Source organism: Paraburkholderia sediminicola, assembly GCF_046026855.1.
Classification (GTDB): domain Bacteria; phylum Pseudomonadota; class Gammaproteobacteria; order Burkholderiales; family Burkholderiaceae; genus Paraburkholderia; species Paraburkholderia sediminicola_A.
In genome coordinates, this window is the sequence record NZ_JAQQET010000014.1 from 61,368 (window position 1) to 78,700 (window position 17,333).

The following is a 17,333-nucleotide window of genomic DNA, read 5'->3' on the forward strand; positions in this document are numbered from 1 at the left end:
GATTCAACGGCGTTCCGATTCGACGGAGATACAGCTTGCGGGCGATCAGGCTTCCGGCGCTCTCCATGGCGTCCAGCTTCGGCGCGAGCGCGGCGACCTGGGTGCTATTGCAGCAGTTCGCCGTGCGTGGACTCGTAGCGGTCAAGTTTCTGGCGATTGGCCGGATGCTCGGGCCGGCCGCGATCGGCAGCGTGAGCGTGGCCTTGCTCGCAGTGGCGATTGCCGAGGCGCTATCGGATACAGGTCTCGCGCAAGCGGTTATTCAGGGCGAACATCCGCCGACACGTTCGCAACTCGGCGCGCTATGGACGACGCTGACCGCGCGCGGCGTGCTCATCTCACTGCTGCTGGTCGCGCTCGCGCCATTGCTGAGCAGTCAGTTTCATCTGAGCGGTTCGCTGGTGCTGATTCAGCTTGCCGCGCTGCTGCCGCTTTTGCGCGGACTGGCATCGCCAACGTACTACCTCGTGCAGCGCGAGCGGCGCTTCCAGCATATTGCCGGCGTTGAGATTGCGGCGGCATTCGTCGATTGTTCGGTGGGGCTGGGGCTCGCGTATTTCGGCGCCGGTGCGGCCTCGGTGCTGATCGGCCTCGTAGCCGGCGAAAGTCTGAAAAGTACCCTGACCTGGGCAACGATGAACCCGCGGCCGCCGATCCGCGCCGTGTGGTCGGGCATCGGTCACTACGTGGGCTTCAGCCGCTGGATCTGGGCGAGCAGCGTGATCAATCTGCTGCTCAACCAGTTCGACAAGGTTGTAGTCGGCAAGCTGCTTGGCCCGGCGCAACTCGGCGCTTATCAGATGTCGTCGCGGCTCGCGCAGATGCTGCTCGCCGATGCCGCGATCGCCATGTCGCAATATCTCTTCCCTACCTTCGCGGCGCGTCATCGCCGCAATCCGCAATCGGCGTCGCGGCTCATCAAGATTTATCTTCTCGTGATCGCGATCGGGCTGGCGGGATTCGTCGAGGTGCTGAGACTGGTCGCCGAGCCGCTCTTCTCGCTGATTCTCGGTGCAGCCTGGTTGCCTGCGGTGCCGCTGTTCAGAATTCTGGTGATCAACATGGCGATCGGCGCATTGATCGCCGTGCTGGTTGCTTATCTGCGCGCGGTGGGTGATGCGAAGGCGACCGTGCATGCGTCGCTGATTCAGGTCGTCGTGCTGCTGGTCAGTGCGCCTGCGGCGGTTCACTGGTGGGGCGTGACGGGCATTGCCTGGTCCATGACCCTTGGCCTTGGCTGCGCCGCGGCGTGGATGCTGTTCAGGACGCTGACCGCAAGGACGCCATGATTCGTGTTTTACATCTGGTTCTGGCGCCGCGTTTGTCGGGTGCCGAAATCCTCGCCAGGGACCTCGCTATCGATCAAAGCGCGGAGGGTATGGCTGTGTGCGTGGCTTCGCTGTTGCCCGTACATGCCGAATTCATGCCTTTGCAGGACGATCTGCAGAAGCACGGCGTGCAGTGCTGGTTTCCGCTGCGGCGTCACCGCCTTGCAGGCAAATTGTGGAACCTGTTCCTCGTAGTGCGGCGTTTTCGCCCAGACGTGATTTTCGCGCATGCGACGATTCCTTCGTTCTATGCGCGCGCGTTGCCGCTGCGCGTGCCGGTCGTCTACGTCATGCATTCGGCGACCAACGATTTCGAGCGGCCGCTGTTCCGGCGCGTCGAGCACATCCTGTCGGGACGTGCCCGGATGGTGATCGGCGTATCGCAACAAGGCGTGACCGACTATGTGCAGGCCGTTGGGCCACATCCTTCAATGACCGTGGTGCCAAATGGTGTCGACCTCGGGCGCTTCGCGTTTACCGACGGCGCGGCGCATAGCGGCCGTGCGCCTCAGGTTGTGCAGATTGGGCGATATACGTCGGTGAAGAATCAGCTTCTGACGGTGCGCGCTTTCGGCGCGGTGCTCGAGCGAGTGAGAGACGCACGCCTCGTGCTCTACGGCGTGATCGAAGATCCGGATTACCAGCGCGCGGTCATGGACCTCGTGCGGGAATTGGGGCTGGCGGACCAGGTCGTGGTGGCCGGTCCGCGCACCGATGTGGCGAGCGTGTTGTCGGAGTCGAATGTGTTCGTTATGCCTTCGCGCTTCGAGGGACACAGCGTGGCGTTTCTCGAAGCGTTGGCCTCCGGTATCCCGATCGTCGCGAGCAAGATTCAGCCGTTTGCATTCGCTAGCGGATTTCCCGGCGTGCAGTTGGTCGATACCGACAATGTGCCGTGCTATGCGGATGCCGTTGTCGAGGCATTAGGGCAGGCGCGGGCGCAACGCTCGCTTGCCGGCCTGACGCTCAGGGATACAGCGGCCCGCTATCGGGCAATCGCGCATCAAGTCAGCGCTAGTCGTCTGGCCGTATCGATCAGCTAGCTCGCCCAGGCAGCGCCTCTTGCACGTGACACGTCGAGTTCAATGGTGGCTGATGGCGAGACCGCGTTCGTCGGGTGTCGCCTCGGGCGCAGGTGTCGGTTGCCATGCGCTCGCCAGCTCGGATTCGTGCATCGCGATTGTCAGCAGGCGCTGGGCTTCCTTGCTGCTCGAATCGACCAGCAGCGCGTCGTCGGCCTTGTGCCAGACGCATGCCCATCGTGCCATATAGCCGCAACCTCGTGCCACGCTCAGCAGAGCATCCCGCTGCTGTTCGCGTGCGGCCACGGTTGCTCGCATGCGCAGTGCGTCGGGGTTGTCCGGCTGTGCCGCGATGGCCGCCGCCAACCGCACTTTCGTCGCCGACAGATTGTTCTGCTCCAGATTGGCGCGGGCGGCTCTGATCTGCTTCGAGGTATTCACGCGCGGTCTATCGGGCGGGTTGCTGGTCTGGCCGACTGGCTTGGGCTTCGCCTCAGTCGATGCCACGATCATGCGCCGTGACGCCGGCGGCGTAGCAGCAAGCGGCGGAGTAGGGGGAGATCGCACGAGCGCGGGTCTCGCCGGCCTTTGAGCGACGAACACGGGCGCTGACCGCTGGGCGACGGCAACCGGCGGCCTGACGTTCTGGGTCTTCACTTTGCCGGATACCGCGATGGGAGTGCCGTCGACCGAGTCGTTGCTGTGTAGGAAGCCCAGGTACACCGCGGATGCCACGACCAACACCGACACGCCGAGTGCTATCGGTTGGCGCAGTCTCTGCAAGACGGGGGTGGTGACCTGCGGCTCAAGAATGACGGCGTACGGATCGGTTAGATCCCGTGAGGACGGGCGCCAGATTCGCGGTGTCGTCAGCCGGGTTACCAGCATCGGCTTGGTGTCGCCGAACGGCATGTTCAGGGAAGAGGGCCGCGTGGCGCGCGCGCCGAACGAATCGACCGGACGCGCATTGCACTCGGTGCACGGCGTAAAGCGACCGGCTAGCGGCGCACCGCAGTGCTCGCATTGGAAGTAATCATGCTGATCGGAAGTAGCGTCGCTAAGCATTGCCGTGTCGCAAATGGGCGTCGAATGCCGGCGCCACAATCAGGAAGAACAAGGCACCGCAACGAGGCTTGCAAGCGGGATTACTGTGTGACGACGTAACCCCGTGCCTGCATGCACGCGCCATACGCGGCCCAATACTGTGTCATAGGCGGTTCGGGTGCCGGCAGCGGCGGCAGCTTCACGCCGGATGCCGCGCCCGCTGCTGCTGTCTCCGAGGCGCCGTTATCCGCGAGGGTTGCCGATGCAGGCGTGGCGGCCGCGGTAGTCGCGCTTGCCGCCATTGCGGTGGCCGCCTTTGCGGTTGTCGCCGTGGTTGAACTGGCTGTCTTCGTCGCCGCAGCGGTCGTTGCGTTAGCTGTTGCTGTGCTCACACCGGGCTCACTTGCAGCAGGCGCGGCCGCGGCTGCGGGCATGCTTGCGCCCGGAGGCGCCGCTGAAAAACTGCTGGGGGGTAAAGGTGGCCGCGACGGCACACCGGTCGACGAAGTCTTGGTTGCCGCCGGTTTGCGCGGCGGAAGCTGCGATTCGTGCGCGATGTTGACCTTGGTCTGCTTGTTGGCCGTGGCATAGCACATCGCGGTGTCGATGCTGCGCTGATAGGCGCTTTGACTTCGGATTGGATAGGTGAGCGGCTGCCATGCGAAGGCAGCACTGCTAAACACCCATAGCGTCAAGGCCGTATATATTCTGATTCCCATCGCAGTCGCTCCCGCAGCGATGTTTCGCCGTTCGCCGGCAATCGCGCTTCGCGGTACGTTCTCGTGGTTGCTGATTCTGCCGCTGAACGGCGGCTCACTGCCGCGAAGGCTGCTCTCTTCAGCGTAACACCTGGCACTCTCGACGGAAGGCGCCGCATAGCGCGCGAAAACGCCATCCTGCAGTCGAATCAAGCCACCTTGGTGTGAGAGGGCGGGAAATAGTGTGAAAGGGCGCGAAAGCATAGGGGGATTCCCTGAACGCCGCGCGGCGGACTGCGGATTGCCCAGTCCCTTTTTGCGCGAAAACTTTCCGTGCCTTACCGATAGCCGAGATGGGTGGGAAATCCACCCCTTACCAGGCATTTGGAAATGTTTTCATCGCTTACGCTGAATGCTCAACCCGTAAGGAGATCAAGCATCATGAGCATACAAAGTGTAAGCGGTTCGCAAACCGGCACTGACCTGCTTTCTGTCGGCGCCACTCGCCGCTCGGGCGGTGGCGGCTGCGAAAAAGCTGCGTCTTCATCGTCCTCGTCGTCTTCGTCGACCAGTTCGACGGACGCGAACCCGCTGTTGTCGGCACTTGAGGCGGCGCTGTCGGCGCTTGGGATTGGCAGCACGGCGTCGACCACGGCTGCGTCGGGTACGTCGGGCACGGCGGCTTCTTCGAGCTCGTCCAGCACCGCGGTCTCTTCCACCTCGTCCACGGGCGATTCGTCGTCAACCAGTTCGGTATCCGGAGCGCTGCAGGCTTTTCTCGGGGCGCTGTTTCAGACGCTAGGGTCGCTTCAGCAATCGGGCAACAGTGACGCCTCCACGTCTACTAGCACGAGCGGTTCGACGAATTCGGTCGCGACGTCTTCCTATGGAGATATTGGCGGGGCGCTGAATGCGCTCGCACAGGAACTCGGGTCCGGCAGCACGACGAGTTCGAGTGCGGCGTCCGCTACTGCGGGAACAAGTAGCGATGCTTCTTCGTCTTCTTCGCAGACGTCGACGCTGCAGACGGATTTCCAGGCGCTGTTGAGCTCACTCGGCGATAGCAGTTCGGGGACGTCGTTGCAGTCGTTTGTGCAGACGCTCGCGAATAATCTTAAGGGGCACTCGCATATGCAAACGGTTGGGAGCCTGGTGTCGACTACGGCTTAAGGTAACGAAAGTACCCGCAGTTTCCCGTCCTTCCTGAGGCCTCCATCAGGAAGGATGGGCGCCGGATCTGGCTGTTAGCGAACACGTACTATCACTTCGGTGAGCGCCAGTGCGCCGCTATGCGGGTAACGGTGTTGAGCCTAAACTACCCGCATATTGCCAGTCCCTTGGGATTTTATGCCCCCTCGCGAAGACCATAAAGGTCAGCCGCTTGCCTCGTCCTCCACGCCGGTCGGCGCCGAGGCATTGCAAGACCCAGCCCTGCTGCGCCGCCTGCTACGCGCCAAAGACCGCATGGACGCCGCCTCGCACGAGGCCTGGCCGGTCAAGCGCCTGGCCGAAGTCAGTGGCGTCTCCGAAGCCCATTTCGCGCGCTCCTTCAAACGGGCCTTCGGCCTGCCACCGCACCGCTACCTGCTGACACGGCGCATCGAGCAGGCCACCACTCTGCTGCGCGACACCGAGCTCGGCGTCACGGAAATTGCCTTCGCCACCGGCTGGGAGAGCCTGGGCACCTTCGGCCGCATCTTCCGCGACATCACCGGGCAAAGCCCCACCGCCATGCGCCGTGAGGCCCAGGCCAACATGCCTCAACTCGATCGCGTGCCGGCCTGCGTCCTGAAGGCCGCACAGCGCCCCGATCTCAACATCGCAGTTTTGGAGAAGCGCCGCCGCGTGGCCAAGGATAAATTCCGGCCATCAACCAAGGAGGTGTCATGAACCAGGGTATCAATGTGGTGGGCTTGTACGTCGATAACCAGGACGAGGCGCTCAGCTTCTACGTCGACAAGCTCGGATTCCGCGTCCACACAGATGTGCGCAACGGTCCCTACCGCTGGCTCACCGTCCAGCATCCGGATCAGCCCTCGTTCCAGCTCGGCCTGTTCACACCCGGCCCGCCCATCCACGACGAGGCTACCGCGCAAACCCTGCGCGCTATGGTCGCCAAGGGGGCCATGCCGCCTCTGGTCCTCTCCGTGACCGACTGTCGTGCCAGCTACGCCGAGCTGAAAGCCCGCGGCGTGGAATTCACCCAGGAGCCGATAGACCGCTTCGGCAGCGTCGATGCCGGTTTTCGGGACCCTGCCGGCAACGGCTGGAAGATGATCCAGGCGTCAAAGAGCACGGCATGAACACCAGCACCTGGATTCGCCGATTTCACCGGTGGGTATCCATCGCGTTCACGCTGACGGTTATCGCCAACTTCGTCGCCATGGCCCTGAGAAGCGGCCCGCCGCCGCCCTGGATCACCTACGCGCCGCTGCTGCCGCTGGCCCTCTTGCTGCTCACGGGGCTCTACCTGTTTGCGCTGCCCTACATCAGCCACCAACGCGCCCGTCATAGCCCGGGGCGTTCTATAGGCGACCAGGAGACGCCGCTCGCATGAAGGATTCCCACACTGTGCACCGCGAGTCCGCCGCCGAACTCATCGATGCCCGGCGTTAGTTGTTGCACGACTGGAGAGGCAATCTGCTCTTCGGCCCGGGTGTGCCATCCGTGCTCGCGAAACAGAAAATAATCGCCTAGACTGCATTTCTTCTTTTGCGAGTTTCTGTTGAGCATTCGTGGCGATAGGGCCTTACTCAGTGGATACGGCAACGCATGCACCTTCGGGTGCGATGAATCCTTCGGACTACGTCGCGCAGCATTTGCAGAATTTCGCCCCGTCCTCGCCGGCTCCAGCCTCCACCTCGATCGCTGCTGGGCATCACCTGGCAATTTTCTTGTGGAATCCCTACGCGTTCGTTCTTCCCGTTGCTCTGTTCGTGGTGCTGGTATGCGTCGCTGCTTTCCGTGATCGCTGGGCTGTCTTCAGGTTCGCTATACGAATGACTTTCGGGCAGCGTCTGTATGTATGGTGGTCCTGCGCCTGGCGGCAGTGCCTTGCGAATATTCTGCTCGCCATCATCGGTCTCATGGCTTTCCTGTTTCTATATCGGAAAGCAGCCGCGCCTATCGTGAAACTGTCGGCGGGCCTGATCAAACCAGGCGCGGGAATGATTTCGGTCATGCTGGCTCTTGCGATCGGAGCGATGCCGATCATCCTGGCCGCTTTGATCTACATGCTGCTGAGCCTGCCGTTCGTGGGATACGCGGTACAGAGTGGACTTGCCTCGCACGCACTGCCCGGGCCTAAGCGGTTTAATGTCAGCCGCGCGACGCTGCTCGGCTTGACCACGTTTGTGTGGTCTTTGCCCGGCAGCCTCATGATCGCCAGCGTAGTCGTTCCTTTCCCCGATCGTGTCGCCGATGTGCTTCGCGTGCTGCTCTTCGTTGTCTGGGGAATGTACGTCGTATTGCCGCGTCAGGTGCGCAGGGTTGCGCGTCTGGCAGAGCATGGGCGTTAAGGCTTTGCGTTTTGTTTCGAATAATAGTTGTCGCGGGGGAAGGCCCCGAGTTTGGTTTTGCTTGTCGACGTTATCCGGCGGTTGCCGTCTGGAACGGTTTGTACAGCGCGCGTATAGACGTCGGCAAGGGCGGCTTGACACCGCGTCGTAGCCGCTTACGCTCACAACGCTTTCAGCAGTGTGGTCAGGCCGTTTCCGCGCTATACGCGCTCGCCTGTTCGAGCAGCCATGTCCGGAAAAGCTCCAGCGGTTTGCCATGGCTCAGTTCGGTGGGGTAGACGAGGTAGTACGCGGAATCGACCGTGGTGGCGCTATCGAACGGGATCACGAGGCCGAGCTGCTTCAACTGGTTGCCGACGAAGAATTTCGGCACCAGTGCGATGCCGAGCCCTGCCGCCGCAGCGCTGATCAGCATGCTGTGCAATTCGTAGCGCACGCCCTGCATGGTGCTGCTGTCCTCGACGCCGAGACTCGAAAACCAGTGTGCCCAGCCGTCGGGGCGCGTGGTGGAATGCAGCAATGGATAGGCGAGCAGTTCGTGTGCTTTCTCGATGGGCTTGTCGAGCAGCGATGGCGCGCAGACCGGCACGACTTCCTCGCCGAACAGATAGTCCCACGACGTGCCCGGCCAGGTGGGCTTGCCGTAATGGATCGCGGCTTCGAAGTGCGATTCCTCGAACGAAAAGGTGTCGGTTCGCACGCCCATGTTCACGCGGACATCCGGTGTGCGGTCGTAGAAATTTTTCAGGCGCGGGATGAGCCATTGCGACGCGAACGTGGGCAGCACGGCCAGTTCCAGGTAGCCACCCCCGCCGCCGTGCGCGATGATCGACAGCGTGTCACGGTCCAGATGTTCAAGCGAGCGGCGTACCTGCGTTCCGTAGATGCGGCCGGCTCGCGTGAGCACGACGCGCTGCTTCGCGCGCACGAATAGATGTACGCCGAGATTCGCTTCGAGCGTTGCGATCTGGCGCGACACTGCGCTCTCCGTCAGGAAGAGTTCCTTTGCCGCGTGCGTGAAACTTTCGTGGCGGGCGGCTGCTTCGAACGCGAGCAACGCGCCCATGTTAGGTATCTTGAACTTGCGCATCTTGATTCCAGGCACTCATTAAGTAGCAATTTAATCTCGCTTTGCGCGTGAGGCAATGAATTAAAATAATGCATGGTTGCCCACGGAGATCACACGCTCATTAAGCGGGCTCGACTTCGTTGGCATGAATGCGTGCGCCAGAGGCGCATCCTAGCTTCGTTCAGCGGAGCCTTCTGTGTGGTCACTTCCGATCAGCGCGCGCGGCCCGGGCGCGCTGATGCGTTGGCTCGCACTGCCCGATCTTGAATTGCGCCATGAGTTCGCTTTGGCGATCGATGTCTTCCTGCAGGGCAGCGCGCGGATGCCGAACCGACAATAAGAGGGACCCAGATGAAACTCCTGGCATTGACCTACGGCACCGAAGGTGACACGCGACCTCTGGCTGTGTTGTGCCGCGCCTTGATGGATGCAGGACACGAAGTGACGCTGCTTGCCGATGGGGCAACGCTCGGGAGCGCTAGCGCCCTGGGGGTTCCCTATGCGGCGTTGAGCGGAAACATGAGAGACGAGTTGGCTGTCCTGGTGTCCAGCGGTAAAGGCGTTAACGCCACGGCGGCGGGTTTGGCGCGTATCGCAAACGCCCAGGCGCACAGCTGGATGCAACAGACCGCCGAAGCTGCGGCCGGCTGCGACGGGCTGATCGTATCGGGCCTGGCCGCTTTCGTGGGCTTATCGGTGGCCGAGTATCTTGGCATACGAGTGATCGGCGCGGGTCTGATACCCATCTCCCCGACACATGCATTCCCCTCGCCGTTCCTTCCTCCTCGCTGGGTCCCCGCAGTGTTAAACCGGACAAGCCATCAGGCTGTGAATGGGCTGCTATGGCACGCCTTCCGTAAAGCGACAAATCAGGCAAGACGGAGCGTGCTAGGGCTGCCACCGCGCCAGAAGCAATGGACGGCGCACCCTATGCTGTATGGCCTTTCGCCAGCTCTGGTGCCCGAACCGCGGGATTGGCCCGCGCACACCAGGCTGTGCGGGCAATGGCTGGCCCCAGCGGATTCCTGGGCACCGCCGGCTGCACTTAAAACATTTCTGGATGCGGGCGAACCACCGGTTTATCTGGGATTCGGTAGCATGGTTGGATTCGACCGGGAAGCAGTGCTTAACATTTTCATAGGTGCAGCAGAAGGGCTCCGGGTGCTCTTGTACCCGGGCTGGTCCGGTATTCCAGACATGGTGCTGCCCGAAAATTTCTTCATCGTCGAAGAAACACCACATCAATGGCTATTTCCACGCACGTCGCTGGTTATACATCACGGCGGTAGTGGCACGACCCATTCTGCGTGCCGTGCTGGCGTGCCATCGGTCGTGTTGCCTTTTGCCGGAGACCAGTCGTTCTGGGCGCATCAACTGAACCGCCTGGGCGTAGCGGACCGTGCAGTGTCAACGCGCAAGCTGGACCGGGACAAGCTTAAACAGGCGATCAGATTTGCGCAGCGTGCTGAGACCAGACAGCGGGCTGCGGCATTAGGAAAACAAATGGCGCAGGAAACCGGAACGGCGACAGCTGTTGCGGAGATAGAGGGCATCCTGGGTATGTGACGCCAGGTGTCGAGGCTCATTTAACTTTGAACTGGTCATGCCGCTTGGATGAGGTTCTCGGGGCGTGCTGCTCAGCCAACTCTGAACCAGCGGTTCGCTTAACTTTGAACTTTCTGGAGCGCTTCCAAAACTCCAAGGGTCAGCGACCGATATCGGCGTATTAGTCCCGAGTGGCCACATCGGTGGCGTCGGCCTGTACCAGTGCGCGCACGAGCAAATACACGGCTGGCAAGTTGTCGTCGTCACGTCGCCAGTCGACAGGTTCGTCGAGATCCATCCCGGACAAACGACTTTCCTCAAACCGGACAAACGTCGAGCGTACTGTCTCATCGTGCTTCGCCAGGAAGCCCCGATTCTCAAAGACCTGTTCGTCGATTGTCAGCAGCGTGCGCCAGGTCGGCAATTGTGCGCTGCTTGAGTAACGGCGACGGCCATTGGCAAGGTAACGACCTGCGACCGTGGCAATGATCTGCTGGAGGTCGAGCGACGCGCTGCGAAGTGCGCGTTCGAGGCTGACAGGATTGATATCGTGGACATCCATATCAAGAGCGGAGTTGTTAGTCATACGGTTATCTTCCTGAAGACTCGCGGCAATTCCCAGCATCAAAGTTGATGCTTCAACAACGTTTGGCTTCGCTGTGCCAACAACTGGCGGATCTGGGCAAGGTAGTTATCGCCAACCGTACAGTCGCCAACAGGTCGGATATGTTGATGAGGCGTTGGCGGACGTACGCCGAGATAGCGGCACACCGCGGACAAATATGGTTTGCCGTTGCCGCCCAGATGCCGCGCAGCGACAGCCACACGCACGTCTCCGACGTGCTTGCGCAACCACGCAAGCGTTTCGCGATCACCGTCGTTCAAGATGCGGATGAGTTGGTTCATGACCGATCCTGTATATAAAAACAGTACTGTAAATTTATACAGTATTCGGCCGGAATGCAAGTTAATTCGCAGGCTGTTGGACTTGGCGGAAAGAAAGCGCTAACAGATCGATACTGCGCTGCTGTTCCCTTGCCCTCGCGAGCAACCAGCGATGGAAGGCGCGGCACTGAGGACGATCGAACGTACTTTCGCGCCAGGTAAGAAAATACGGCCACGGCAACGGAATGGCCGAAACAACGGGCATCGAGAGCCGCCCCGCCGCCAGATCGTCTGCGACCATCGAGCACTGGGCGAGCACGAAACCATGGCCGTCGATCGCAGCCTGAATCGCCACGCTCGACAGGGAATGCACCTGATGCGGTTCGCGCAGTGTGACTGTCTCGACACCGTTCGCGGCGAACCAGTCGCGCCAGGACGGCGGCGAAGCGAACTTTGGCAGCCAGTCAACCGCGATCAACTCGAACGCGGCGAGATCAGCAGGCTTAAGCGCGACTTTGCCCTTGCGTGGCAGGATCTGCGGGCTGCATACCGGCACGACGCTATCGCGGAACAGTTCGATGGAGGTGCCTGCGTCGTCGATACGATCGCCGTAGCTGATTCGAAAGTCGATCTCGTAGACATCCGGCGACGGCTCCGCATGCGAGCCATCCAGGTAGACGCTGATGTCTGGATGCGCCTTTTGCCAGGCATTGATGCGCGGCGCGAGCCACTTCGATAGCAGCGAAGGCAAGGCGCTGACATTGAGGCTGCGCATGTTCTTTGAGCGCTCGATGTCGTCCTGCGCGATGCGCAAAGTTTCGAACGCCGCGAGGCAACTCTCATGATATCGGCGGCCCGTGGCGGTCAAGCGCATCCGCTTGCCTTCTTTAGTGACGAGCTTCACGCCGAGCGCGTTTTCGAGCAGCTTGATTTGCTGACTGACCGCACCGGGAGAGATATCGAGTCTGCGCGCAGTCTCGACAAGGCCGTCGCAGCGGCCAAGTGTTTCGAAAATCTGGATCGCGCGAAGCGGTGCGAGCGTGTTCATATCGAGTTTGGCCGACAAAGACAGTTTAGAAATTCTAAAGTAAATCGCACTTTCCAAGTGCTGTTCTTTTCTATTTTGACTTTCTACAGTCGATGCAAAGGCTGTGTGGGATAGCGCGCAGGGCCGGTGGCAATGAAAACAGAGGAAGCAGCGATGTTCGTCAGAAACGCGTGGTACGTCGCGGCGCGCAGCGCCGAAGTCCAGCAGTGCCTCATGCCGTTGAAACTGCTCGGCGAACGGGTCGTGCTATTTCGCACCCCGGATGGGGCGGTGGTCGCGCTCGAAGACGCGTGTCCGCATCGCAAGCTGCCGTTGTCGATGGGTCGATTGCTTGGCGATCGAATCGAATGCGGATATCACGGCCTGACCTTTGACTGCGCCGGGGCATGCGTGCGCGCACCGGCCCTGTCGCGCATTCCGCGGGCGGCGCAGGTACGCAGCTATCCTATCGAGGAGCGTTATGGTCTCGTCTGGATCTGGATGGGCGAGGCCAGACTCGCCGATACGGCCCAGATTTTCGATGTTCCAGAATGGGGCGATCCGGCATGGGGCGTGAACGAAGGCGACGCGATGACGGTAGCTTGCAACTATCTCTACGTGACGGACAACCTGCTTGATCCGTCACACGTCGCGTGGGTACATCCGGGCTCGTTCGGCAACGCCGCGTGCGAAGCCGAGCCCTTGAAAACCGTTGCAAACGATGGCGGCGTGACCGTTTCACGCTGGATGCATGACGTCGATGTCGCACCGTTTTATGCGAAGTTCGTCAAATTCTCCGGACGCTGCGACCGCAAGCAGCACTATGAGGTTCGGTTTCCCTCGCACGCGATCATCAAGGCGGTCTTCACGCCGGCGGGTACGGGTACCGACGACGGCTCGCAGCACGATCACGTGTTCCTGATGAACTCATACAATTTCATGACGCCGATCGACGAATCGCATACGCGCTACTTCTGGTTTCAGATGCGCAATTTCGATCAGCAAGACGAAGCGGTATCGCGACAATTCAATGAGGACGTGCGCCACGCGTTCGACGAGGACCGCGCCATCCTTGAAGCCGTGCATGAAGGCATGGCAAACCGGCGCACGCCGAATCTCGACCTTGGAATCGACGCTGGTCCACTCAGGTTCCGTCGCGGTGTGCAGCGGTTAATCGATGCCGAGCATGTGGCGTCGGAACCTGCGCCGCTTGTGCGCTTGCCAACTCCGGCAACAGATCAACAGGCGAGGTGATGCGATGAATCTCTCGACGAATTTCGCCAATCAGCGCGAGCGCTTTCTTGAGGCCGCTGCGCGCGTCAAGGCCACTCATGTCGCCTATCCTCACCCGATGTACGGGCCGCGCGGCGAGGCGCTCTCCACGGACGTCGCTATCGTCGGCCCCGCCGGTGCGCAAAAGCGCCTCGTGCTGCTGTCGGGAACTCATGGCGTGGAGGGTTATTACGGCTCCGACAGTCAGATCGCGTTGCTCGAAAATCTGCAAGATCGCGCCTTACCTGAAGACACCTGTGTCGTGCTCGTGCATCTCGTCAACCCGTGGGGCACGGCGTGGCTGCGTCGGGTGAATGAAGACAACGCTGACGTCAACCGCAACTACATCGACTTTACGCACGCACCACCGGCGAATACGGCATATGAAACGCTGCACGAGATCTATCTATGCCGCGATCTCGACGGACCGCAGCGTCAGCGCGCGGATGAGCAACTCGCCTTGCACATGCGCAATCTCGGGGAAGCACGCGTGCGCAATATCATCGAAGCGGGACAGTACCGGCATCCGGACGGCATCTTCTTTGGCGGCACACAGCAGACGTGGACGAACCGCACGGTGCGTCAGATCATGCAGGCACATGTCGCGGGTGCGCGAACTGCCATTGCCTTCGATCTGCACACCGGTGCGGGCGCGTACGGACATCCGATGCTGATGACAATTGCCGAGCGCAAGGTGTCCGCGCACGACACCGCGCAATCGCTGTATGGGCCCTGGCTGTACACGATCCTCACTGCGGCGGACGCGTCGTCTGATAGCGGCGTCGCAGCGACGGCGACCGGTTATACCTCGCAGGCACTGATCGACCAGCTTACCGACGTGGATCTCATGCCACTCGTGATCGAATGCGGTACATACGACGGCGCGCGCGGACACACCTTGCTGCGCGACGACCACTGGCTGCATCTGCACGGCGATCCTTTCGATGCGACGGGGCGCCGGATCAAGGCCGCGCTGCTAGAACACTTCTATCCCGCTGACGCCGACTGGCGCGACTTGATCGCGCTGCGCACGCGGCAGATCTGGCAGCGGGCACTCGACGCACTGACGAAGATGTAGTCCGCGAAGACTTTCGCGCGACACGGTTCTTTCACCCTACCCACCGGCGGCAAACGTCCACGGTGTAACACACGAACGGGAGCGCATATGAGACGCATCATTCTGGGTGCCGTGCTGGCAATTGCCGCGCTGGCCACACAGGCGAAGGATATGACGGAGTTACGCTTTGGCGTCGACCCGACCTATGCACCGTTTGAATCGAAATCGCCTTCTGGGCAACTCGTCGGCTTTGAGATCGACCTGGGCAACGAAATCTGCAAGCGCTTGCAGATGCATTGCGTATGGGTTGAAACAGGCTTCGACGGCATCATTCCTGCTCTGCAAGGCAGAAAATTCGACGCAATCCTGTCGGCGATGTCGATTACGCCGAGGCGCGAAGAGCAGGTTGCTTTCTCCCAGCCGCTTTTCAACACGCCGAGCCGCCTGATTGCTAAAGATGGTTCCGGTTTGCAACCAACCGTTCAGTCGTTACGGGGCAAGGCCGTTGGCGTCGCTCAAGGTTCGACACAGGAAGCGTACGCGAAGGCGAACTGGGCGACAGTGGGCATCAACGTGGTGTCGTACGCGAATCAGGAACAGGTATATCCGGATCTGCGCTCCGGTCGCATCGATGCGACCTTCACGGATGCGCTTGCAGGCATCAACGGCTTTCTAAAGACACCGCAGGGCAGCGGTTACGGTTTTGCCGGTCAAGGTGTTAGCGATCCGAAAACACTCGGCAAAGGGGCGGGTATTGGCTTTCGCAAGGGCGACTCTGCACTGCGCCAGAAAGTCGATCAGGCAATTGATTCGATGCTGAAAGACGGCACGTACAAGCGCATTGAGCAGAAGTACTTCGACATCGATATTCACGGAACTTGATCGCAAGTACTGATGCTCCTGCATCCTGGATGCAGGAGCATCAGTGCAAGTTCCGCTTCAGCAGGTCCGATCGGGTCTTTGACGGCATCGTTTCGCCTGGTCGATTCGTGTTCTAGCTTGATGGGGAATCCGATCATTGCGCAATAGACGTCCGCTACGGACGTCTGTCGTCTCGTGGACGAGCAAGCCGCAAAGCATTACTGTCGAGATTCATTTAACTTTGAACTGAGCATGCCGCTACGATAAGGCTCCCCGAACTTGCTGCTCAGGTAACTCTGAACCCTTGGGTCACTTAAGTTTGAACTATCCGACGTCTAGTTCATTTAACTTTGAACTTTCTTGACGATCCGCCGGCGATTCCATCCAACCGCCGATTGGGCCGTTGGTTGTCGAAGTTCCGGAGCCAGCATCATATCCACATGCCTGGAGAGCAGCACGTAGATGATCCACAGATCTATCACGACCGTCTTCGACGTATTCACGATGCGCAGTGTCTGGTGCGGATCGTCAGCAGCCGATCAGCTCTCGGCGATCAAGTCGATCTCGGTCGATGGGTATCCTTCGGGTCGGCCGTGCTTATCTCTGGAGAAAGAAATGAACTTCCCCGTTCCAAGGCTGCGGCGGAAGCCACGAGTCGGCGTCGACATGCCACGATGAAGTTTTGAACGCTCATCAACACCAGCGAGATGGGGGGCCTTTCATTCTCCAGAGGGAAATCCTTGTGCAACAACCTGTTGCACAAATTGCGCCGAAACCCTAATGAGCTTGCGGGCAACAGATTAATTACCTTACCCAGCCGGTCCCGGCGACGGATGTGTCGATGCAGAATCATCGCGCAGCAATAAACCTTCTGGACGATCCGTTCCCTCCTCGAGGAGTTCAATCAGGTTTCCTGCCGGATCGGTGAATTTTGCGACTATGAAACCATTGCGCGCAATCAGCGGTTCCATTTTCGTTCCCGCGCCGTTGTTCACTGCCCGCTGCATGATGCCGAATATTCCGCGAACGGTAAAAACAAAGGGGTTTTCAGCATTGGGATGCATCCTGCTGTCGAGAATCACCCGAACTGCAGGGTTGGACCTCGCCTGCTCGACACTCGCACCGACGTTCAGCATGACGGCATGCTCAAGGATGCCGCCGATTTGTTCCAGTCCGAAAGTCTGGCGATAGAAGGCAGTTTGTCGAGCGAGGTCCGGCGAGGCGATGCGCACATAACTTAACCCGACGACCTCCGGCTCCAGTTGCCGTGCGAATGCTAAAGCGTCAATTGTCTGTTCCATCAACTTGCCTTTTCTATTCCTGAAGGTTGATCGTCGCGCCGCGCAAGGCGGCCGTCTCGAGCAGGGCCACGTCGGCTTTCTTCTGCGCCGCGGCGAGAAACTCCGGTCCAAAGGCCACTCCCTCGACCCGAACGAACTCGCACTCCATCCCAAGGAAGGTCAAGACCGCGCCCAAATAACGTTCCTGAAAATCGAACGACTGCAACGGTCCCTCAGTGTAGACGCCGCCTCGGGCACCGAGGATCAACGCCGGCTTACCGCCGAGTACCCCCTCCGGCCGACCGTCTGCGCCATAGCGGAATGTCCTGCCCGCCCGGGCTATATGGTCTACATAGGCTTTCAGTCCCGAAGGAATGCCGAAGTTGTACATCGGGACACCGATCACCAGCTGGTCCGCAGACAAGACCTCATCGACGAGACTGTCCGATAGTTGCAACTGTGCCGACTGCTCACTCGTAAGGAGTTCTGTCGGCGTTCGCAAAGCCACGATAGTAGGCTCATCCAGATGACCCACCGGGTTCCGCCCGAGGTCCCGGCGAACGACGCTGACTCCGGGATACCGCGACTCCAGCATCTGAACCGCACGCTCTGTCAACGCGCGACTAACAGACTCCGTCAGACGCGGGCTGCTCTCGATCACAAGCACATTTTTCATCTCAATTCGTCTCCGAATATATCTATTGCGCCCTTTGCCCTCGACCGGAGC

Annotated in this window: 20 protein-coding genes; 12 read left to right on the plus strand and 8 right to left on the minus strand. The window is 60.4% G+C overall.

The window, feature by feature from the left end; all coding sequences use genetic code 11:
- Positions 1 to 35 precede the first annotated feature (35 nt).
- Entirely contained in the window at positions 36 to 1,289 is a 1,254-nt protein-coding gene (locus PQR40_RS17085) for an oligosaccharide flippase family protein (RefSeq protein WP_408390635.1), read from the plus strand.
- Positions 1,286 to 2,371, plus strand: coding sequence for a glycosyltransferase family 4 protein (locus PQR40_RS17090; protein ID WP_408333018.1), 1,086 nt, complete (start codon positions 1,286 to 1,288; stop codon positions 2,369 to 2,371). The genes PQR40_RS17085 and PQR40_RS17090 overlap by 4 nt, the downstream gene beginning before the upstream one ends.
- 39 nt (positions 2,372 to 2,410) lie before the next feature.
- On the opposite strand, the gene PQR40_RS17095 is transcribed toward PQR40_RS17090, so the two are convergent.
- Positions 2,411 to 3,415 (minus strand): hypothetical protein, encoded by a 1,005-nt coding sequence (locus tag PQR40_RS17095; protein WP_408225683.1) that lies wholly within the window; start codon positions 3,413 to 3,415, stop codon positions 2,411 to 2,413.
- Positions 3,416 to 3,495: 80 nt separating this feature from the next.
- Positions 3,496 to 4,113 carry a hypothetical protein gene (locus PQR40_RS17100; RefSeq protein WP_408390633.1) on the minus strand — a complete coding sequence of 206 codons (618 nt, stop codon included), beginning with the start codon at positions 4,111 to 4,113 and terminating at the stop codon, positions 3,496 to 3,498.
- A gap of 420 nt (positions 4,114 to 4,533) precedes the next feature.
- Here PQR40_RS17100 and PQR40_RS17105 point away from each other — a divergent pair, with 420 nt between their 5' ends.
- From PQR40_RS17105 to PQR40_RS17125, 5 genes are all read left to right on the plus strand, one after another.
- Positions 4,534 to 5,262, plus strand: coding sequence for a hypothetical protein (locus tag PQR40_RS17105; protein ID WP_408225689.1), 729 nt, complete (start codon positions 4,534 to 4,536; stop codon positions 5,260 to 5,262).
- A gap of 177 nt (positions 5,263 to 5,439) precedes the next feature.
- Entirely contained in the window at positions 5,440 to 5,982 is a 543-nt protein-coding gene (locus tag PQR40_RS17110; RefSeq protein WP_408225692.1) for a helix-turn-helix domain-containing protein, read from the plus strand.
- Complete coding sequence (locus PQR40_RS17115; protein ID WP_408225695.1) at positions 5,979 to 6,395, plus strand: VOC family protein; 417 nt, start codon at positions 5,979 to 5,981, stop codon at positions 6,393 to 6,395. Before PQR40_RS17110 ends, PQR40_RS17115 begins: the two co-directional genes overlap by 4 nt.
- Positions 6,392 to 6,649: a hypothetical protein gene (locus tag PQR40_RS17120; RefSeq protein WP_408333003.1), complete on the plus strand. Its 258-nt coding sequence runs from the start codon at positions 6,392 to 6,394 to the stop codon at positions 6,647 to 6,649. Before PQR40_RS17115 ends, PQR40_RS17120 begins: the two co-directional genes overlap by 4 nt.
- Positions 6,650 to 6,881: 232 nt before the next feature.
- Positions 6,882 to 7,610, plus strand: coding sequence for a hypothetical protein (locus PQR40_RS17125; protein WP_408225701.1), 729 nt, complete (start codon positions 6,882 to 6,884; stop codon positions 7,608 to 7,610).
- A 184-nt stretch (positions 7,611 to 7,794) separates the two neighbouring features.
- Here PQR40_RS17125 and PQR40_RS17130 read toward each other — a convergent pair whose 3' ends face one another.
- The gene (locus PQR40_RS17130) at positions 7,795 to 8,700 is read right to left on the minus strand and encodes a LysR family transcriptional regulator (RefSeq protein WP_408225703.1); all 906 of its coding nucleotides are present in this window, start codon (positions 8,698 to 8,700) and stop codon (positions 7,795 to 7,797) included.
- 175 nt (positions 8,701 to 8,875) lie between these two features.
- On the opposite strand from PQR40_RS17130, the gene PQR40_RS17135 reads away from it, so the two are divergent.
- Positions 8,876 to 9,019 carry a hypothetical protein gene (locus PQR40_RS17135; RefSeq protein WP_408225706.1) on the plus strand — a complete coding sequence of 48 codons (144 nt, stop codon included), beginning with the start codon at positions 8,876 to 8,878 and terminating at the stop codon, positions 9,017 to 9,019.
- An 11-nt stretch (positions 9,020 to 9,030) separates the two neighbouring features.
- Positions 9,031 to 10,245, plus strand: coding sequence for a glycosyltransferase (locus PQR40_RS17140; RefSeq protein ID WP_408225709.1), 1,215 nt, complete (start codon positions 9,031 to 9,033; stop codon positions 10,243 to 10,245).
- 160 nt (positions 10,246 to 10,405) lie between these two features.
- On the opposite strand, the gene PQR40_RS17145 is transcribed toward PQR40_RS17140, so the two are convergent.
- The 3 genes from PQR40_RS17145 to PQR40_RS17155 form a co-directional block, all read right to left on the minus strand.
- A complete protein-coding gene (locus PQR40_RS17145; protein ID WP_408509449.1) occupies positions 10,406 to 10,810 on the minus strand; it encodes a DUF2471 domain-containing protein in 405 nt (134 codons plus the stop codon).
- 38 nt (positions 10,811 to 10,848) lie between these two features.
- Positions 10,849 to 11,130 (minus strand): CppA family protein, encoded by a 282-nt coding sequence (locus PQR40_RS17150; protein ID WP_408225715.1) that lies wholly within the window; start codon positions 11,128 to 11,130, stop codon positions 10,849 to 10,851.
- A 61-nt stretch (positions 11,131 to 11,191) separates the two neighbouring features.
- Positions 11,192 to 12,157 (minus strand): LysR substrate-binding domain-containing protein, encoded by a 966-nt coding sequence (locus PQR40_RS17155; RefSeq protein ID WP_408225718.1) that lies wholly within the window; start codon positions 12,155 to 12,157, stop codon positions 11,192 to 11,194.
- Between the two features lie 153 nt (positions 12,158 to 12,310).
- On the opposite strand from PQR40_RS17155, the gene PQR40_RS17160 reads away from it, so the two are divergent.
- The 3 genes from PQR40_RS17160 (at position 12,311) to PQR40_RS17170 (ending at position 15,347) form a co-directional block, all read left to right on the plus strand.
- On the plus strand, positions 12,311 to 13,390 hold the full coding sequence (locus PQR40_RS17160; RefSeq protein WP_408225721.1) for an aromatic ring-hydroxylating dioxygenase subunit alpha: 1,080 nt from the start codon (positions 12,311 to 12,313) through the stop codon (positions 13,388 to 13,390).
- 4 nt (positions 13,391 to 13,394) lie between these two features.
- Positions 13,395 to 14,486, plus strand: coding sequence for a DUF2817 domain-containing protein (locus PQR40_RS17165; protein WP_408225724.1), 1,092 nt, complete (start codon positions 13,395 to 13,397; stop codon positions 14,484 to 14,486).
- An 87-nt stretch (positions 14,487 to 14,573) separates the two neighbouring features.
- Positions 14,574 to 15,347: an ABC transporter substrate-binding protein gene (locus PQR40_RS17170; RefSeq protein WP_408225727.1), complete on the plus strand. Its 774-nt coding sequence runs from the start codon at positions 14,574 to 14,576 to the stop codon at positions 15,345 to 15,347.
- A 788-nt stretch (positions 15,348 to 16,135) separates the two neighbouring features.
- Here the strand turns inward: PQR40_RS17170 and PQR40_RS17175 are convergent.
- Positions 16,136 to 16,627, minus strand: coding sequence for a VOC family protein (locus tag PQR40_RS17175; RefSeq protein ID WP_408225730.1), 492 nt, complete (start codon positions 16,625 to 16,627; stop codon positions 16,136 to 16,138).
- Between the two features lie 13 nt (positions 16,628 to 16,640).
- The gene (locus PQR40_RS17180) at positions 16,641 to 17,282 is read right to left on the minus strand and encodes an FMN-dependent NADH-azoreductase (RefSeq protein WP_408225733.1); all 642 of its coding nucleotides are present in this window, start codon (positions 17,280 to 17,282) and stop codon (positions 16,641 to 16,643) included.
- Positions 17,283 to 17,333 lie beyond the last annotated feature (51 nt).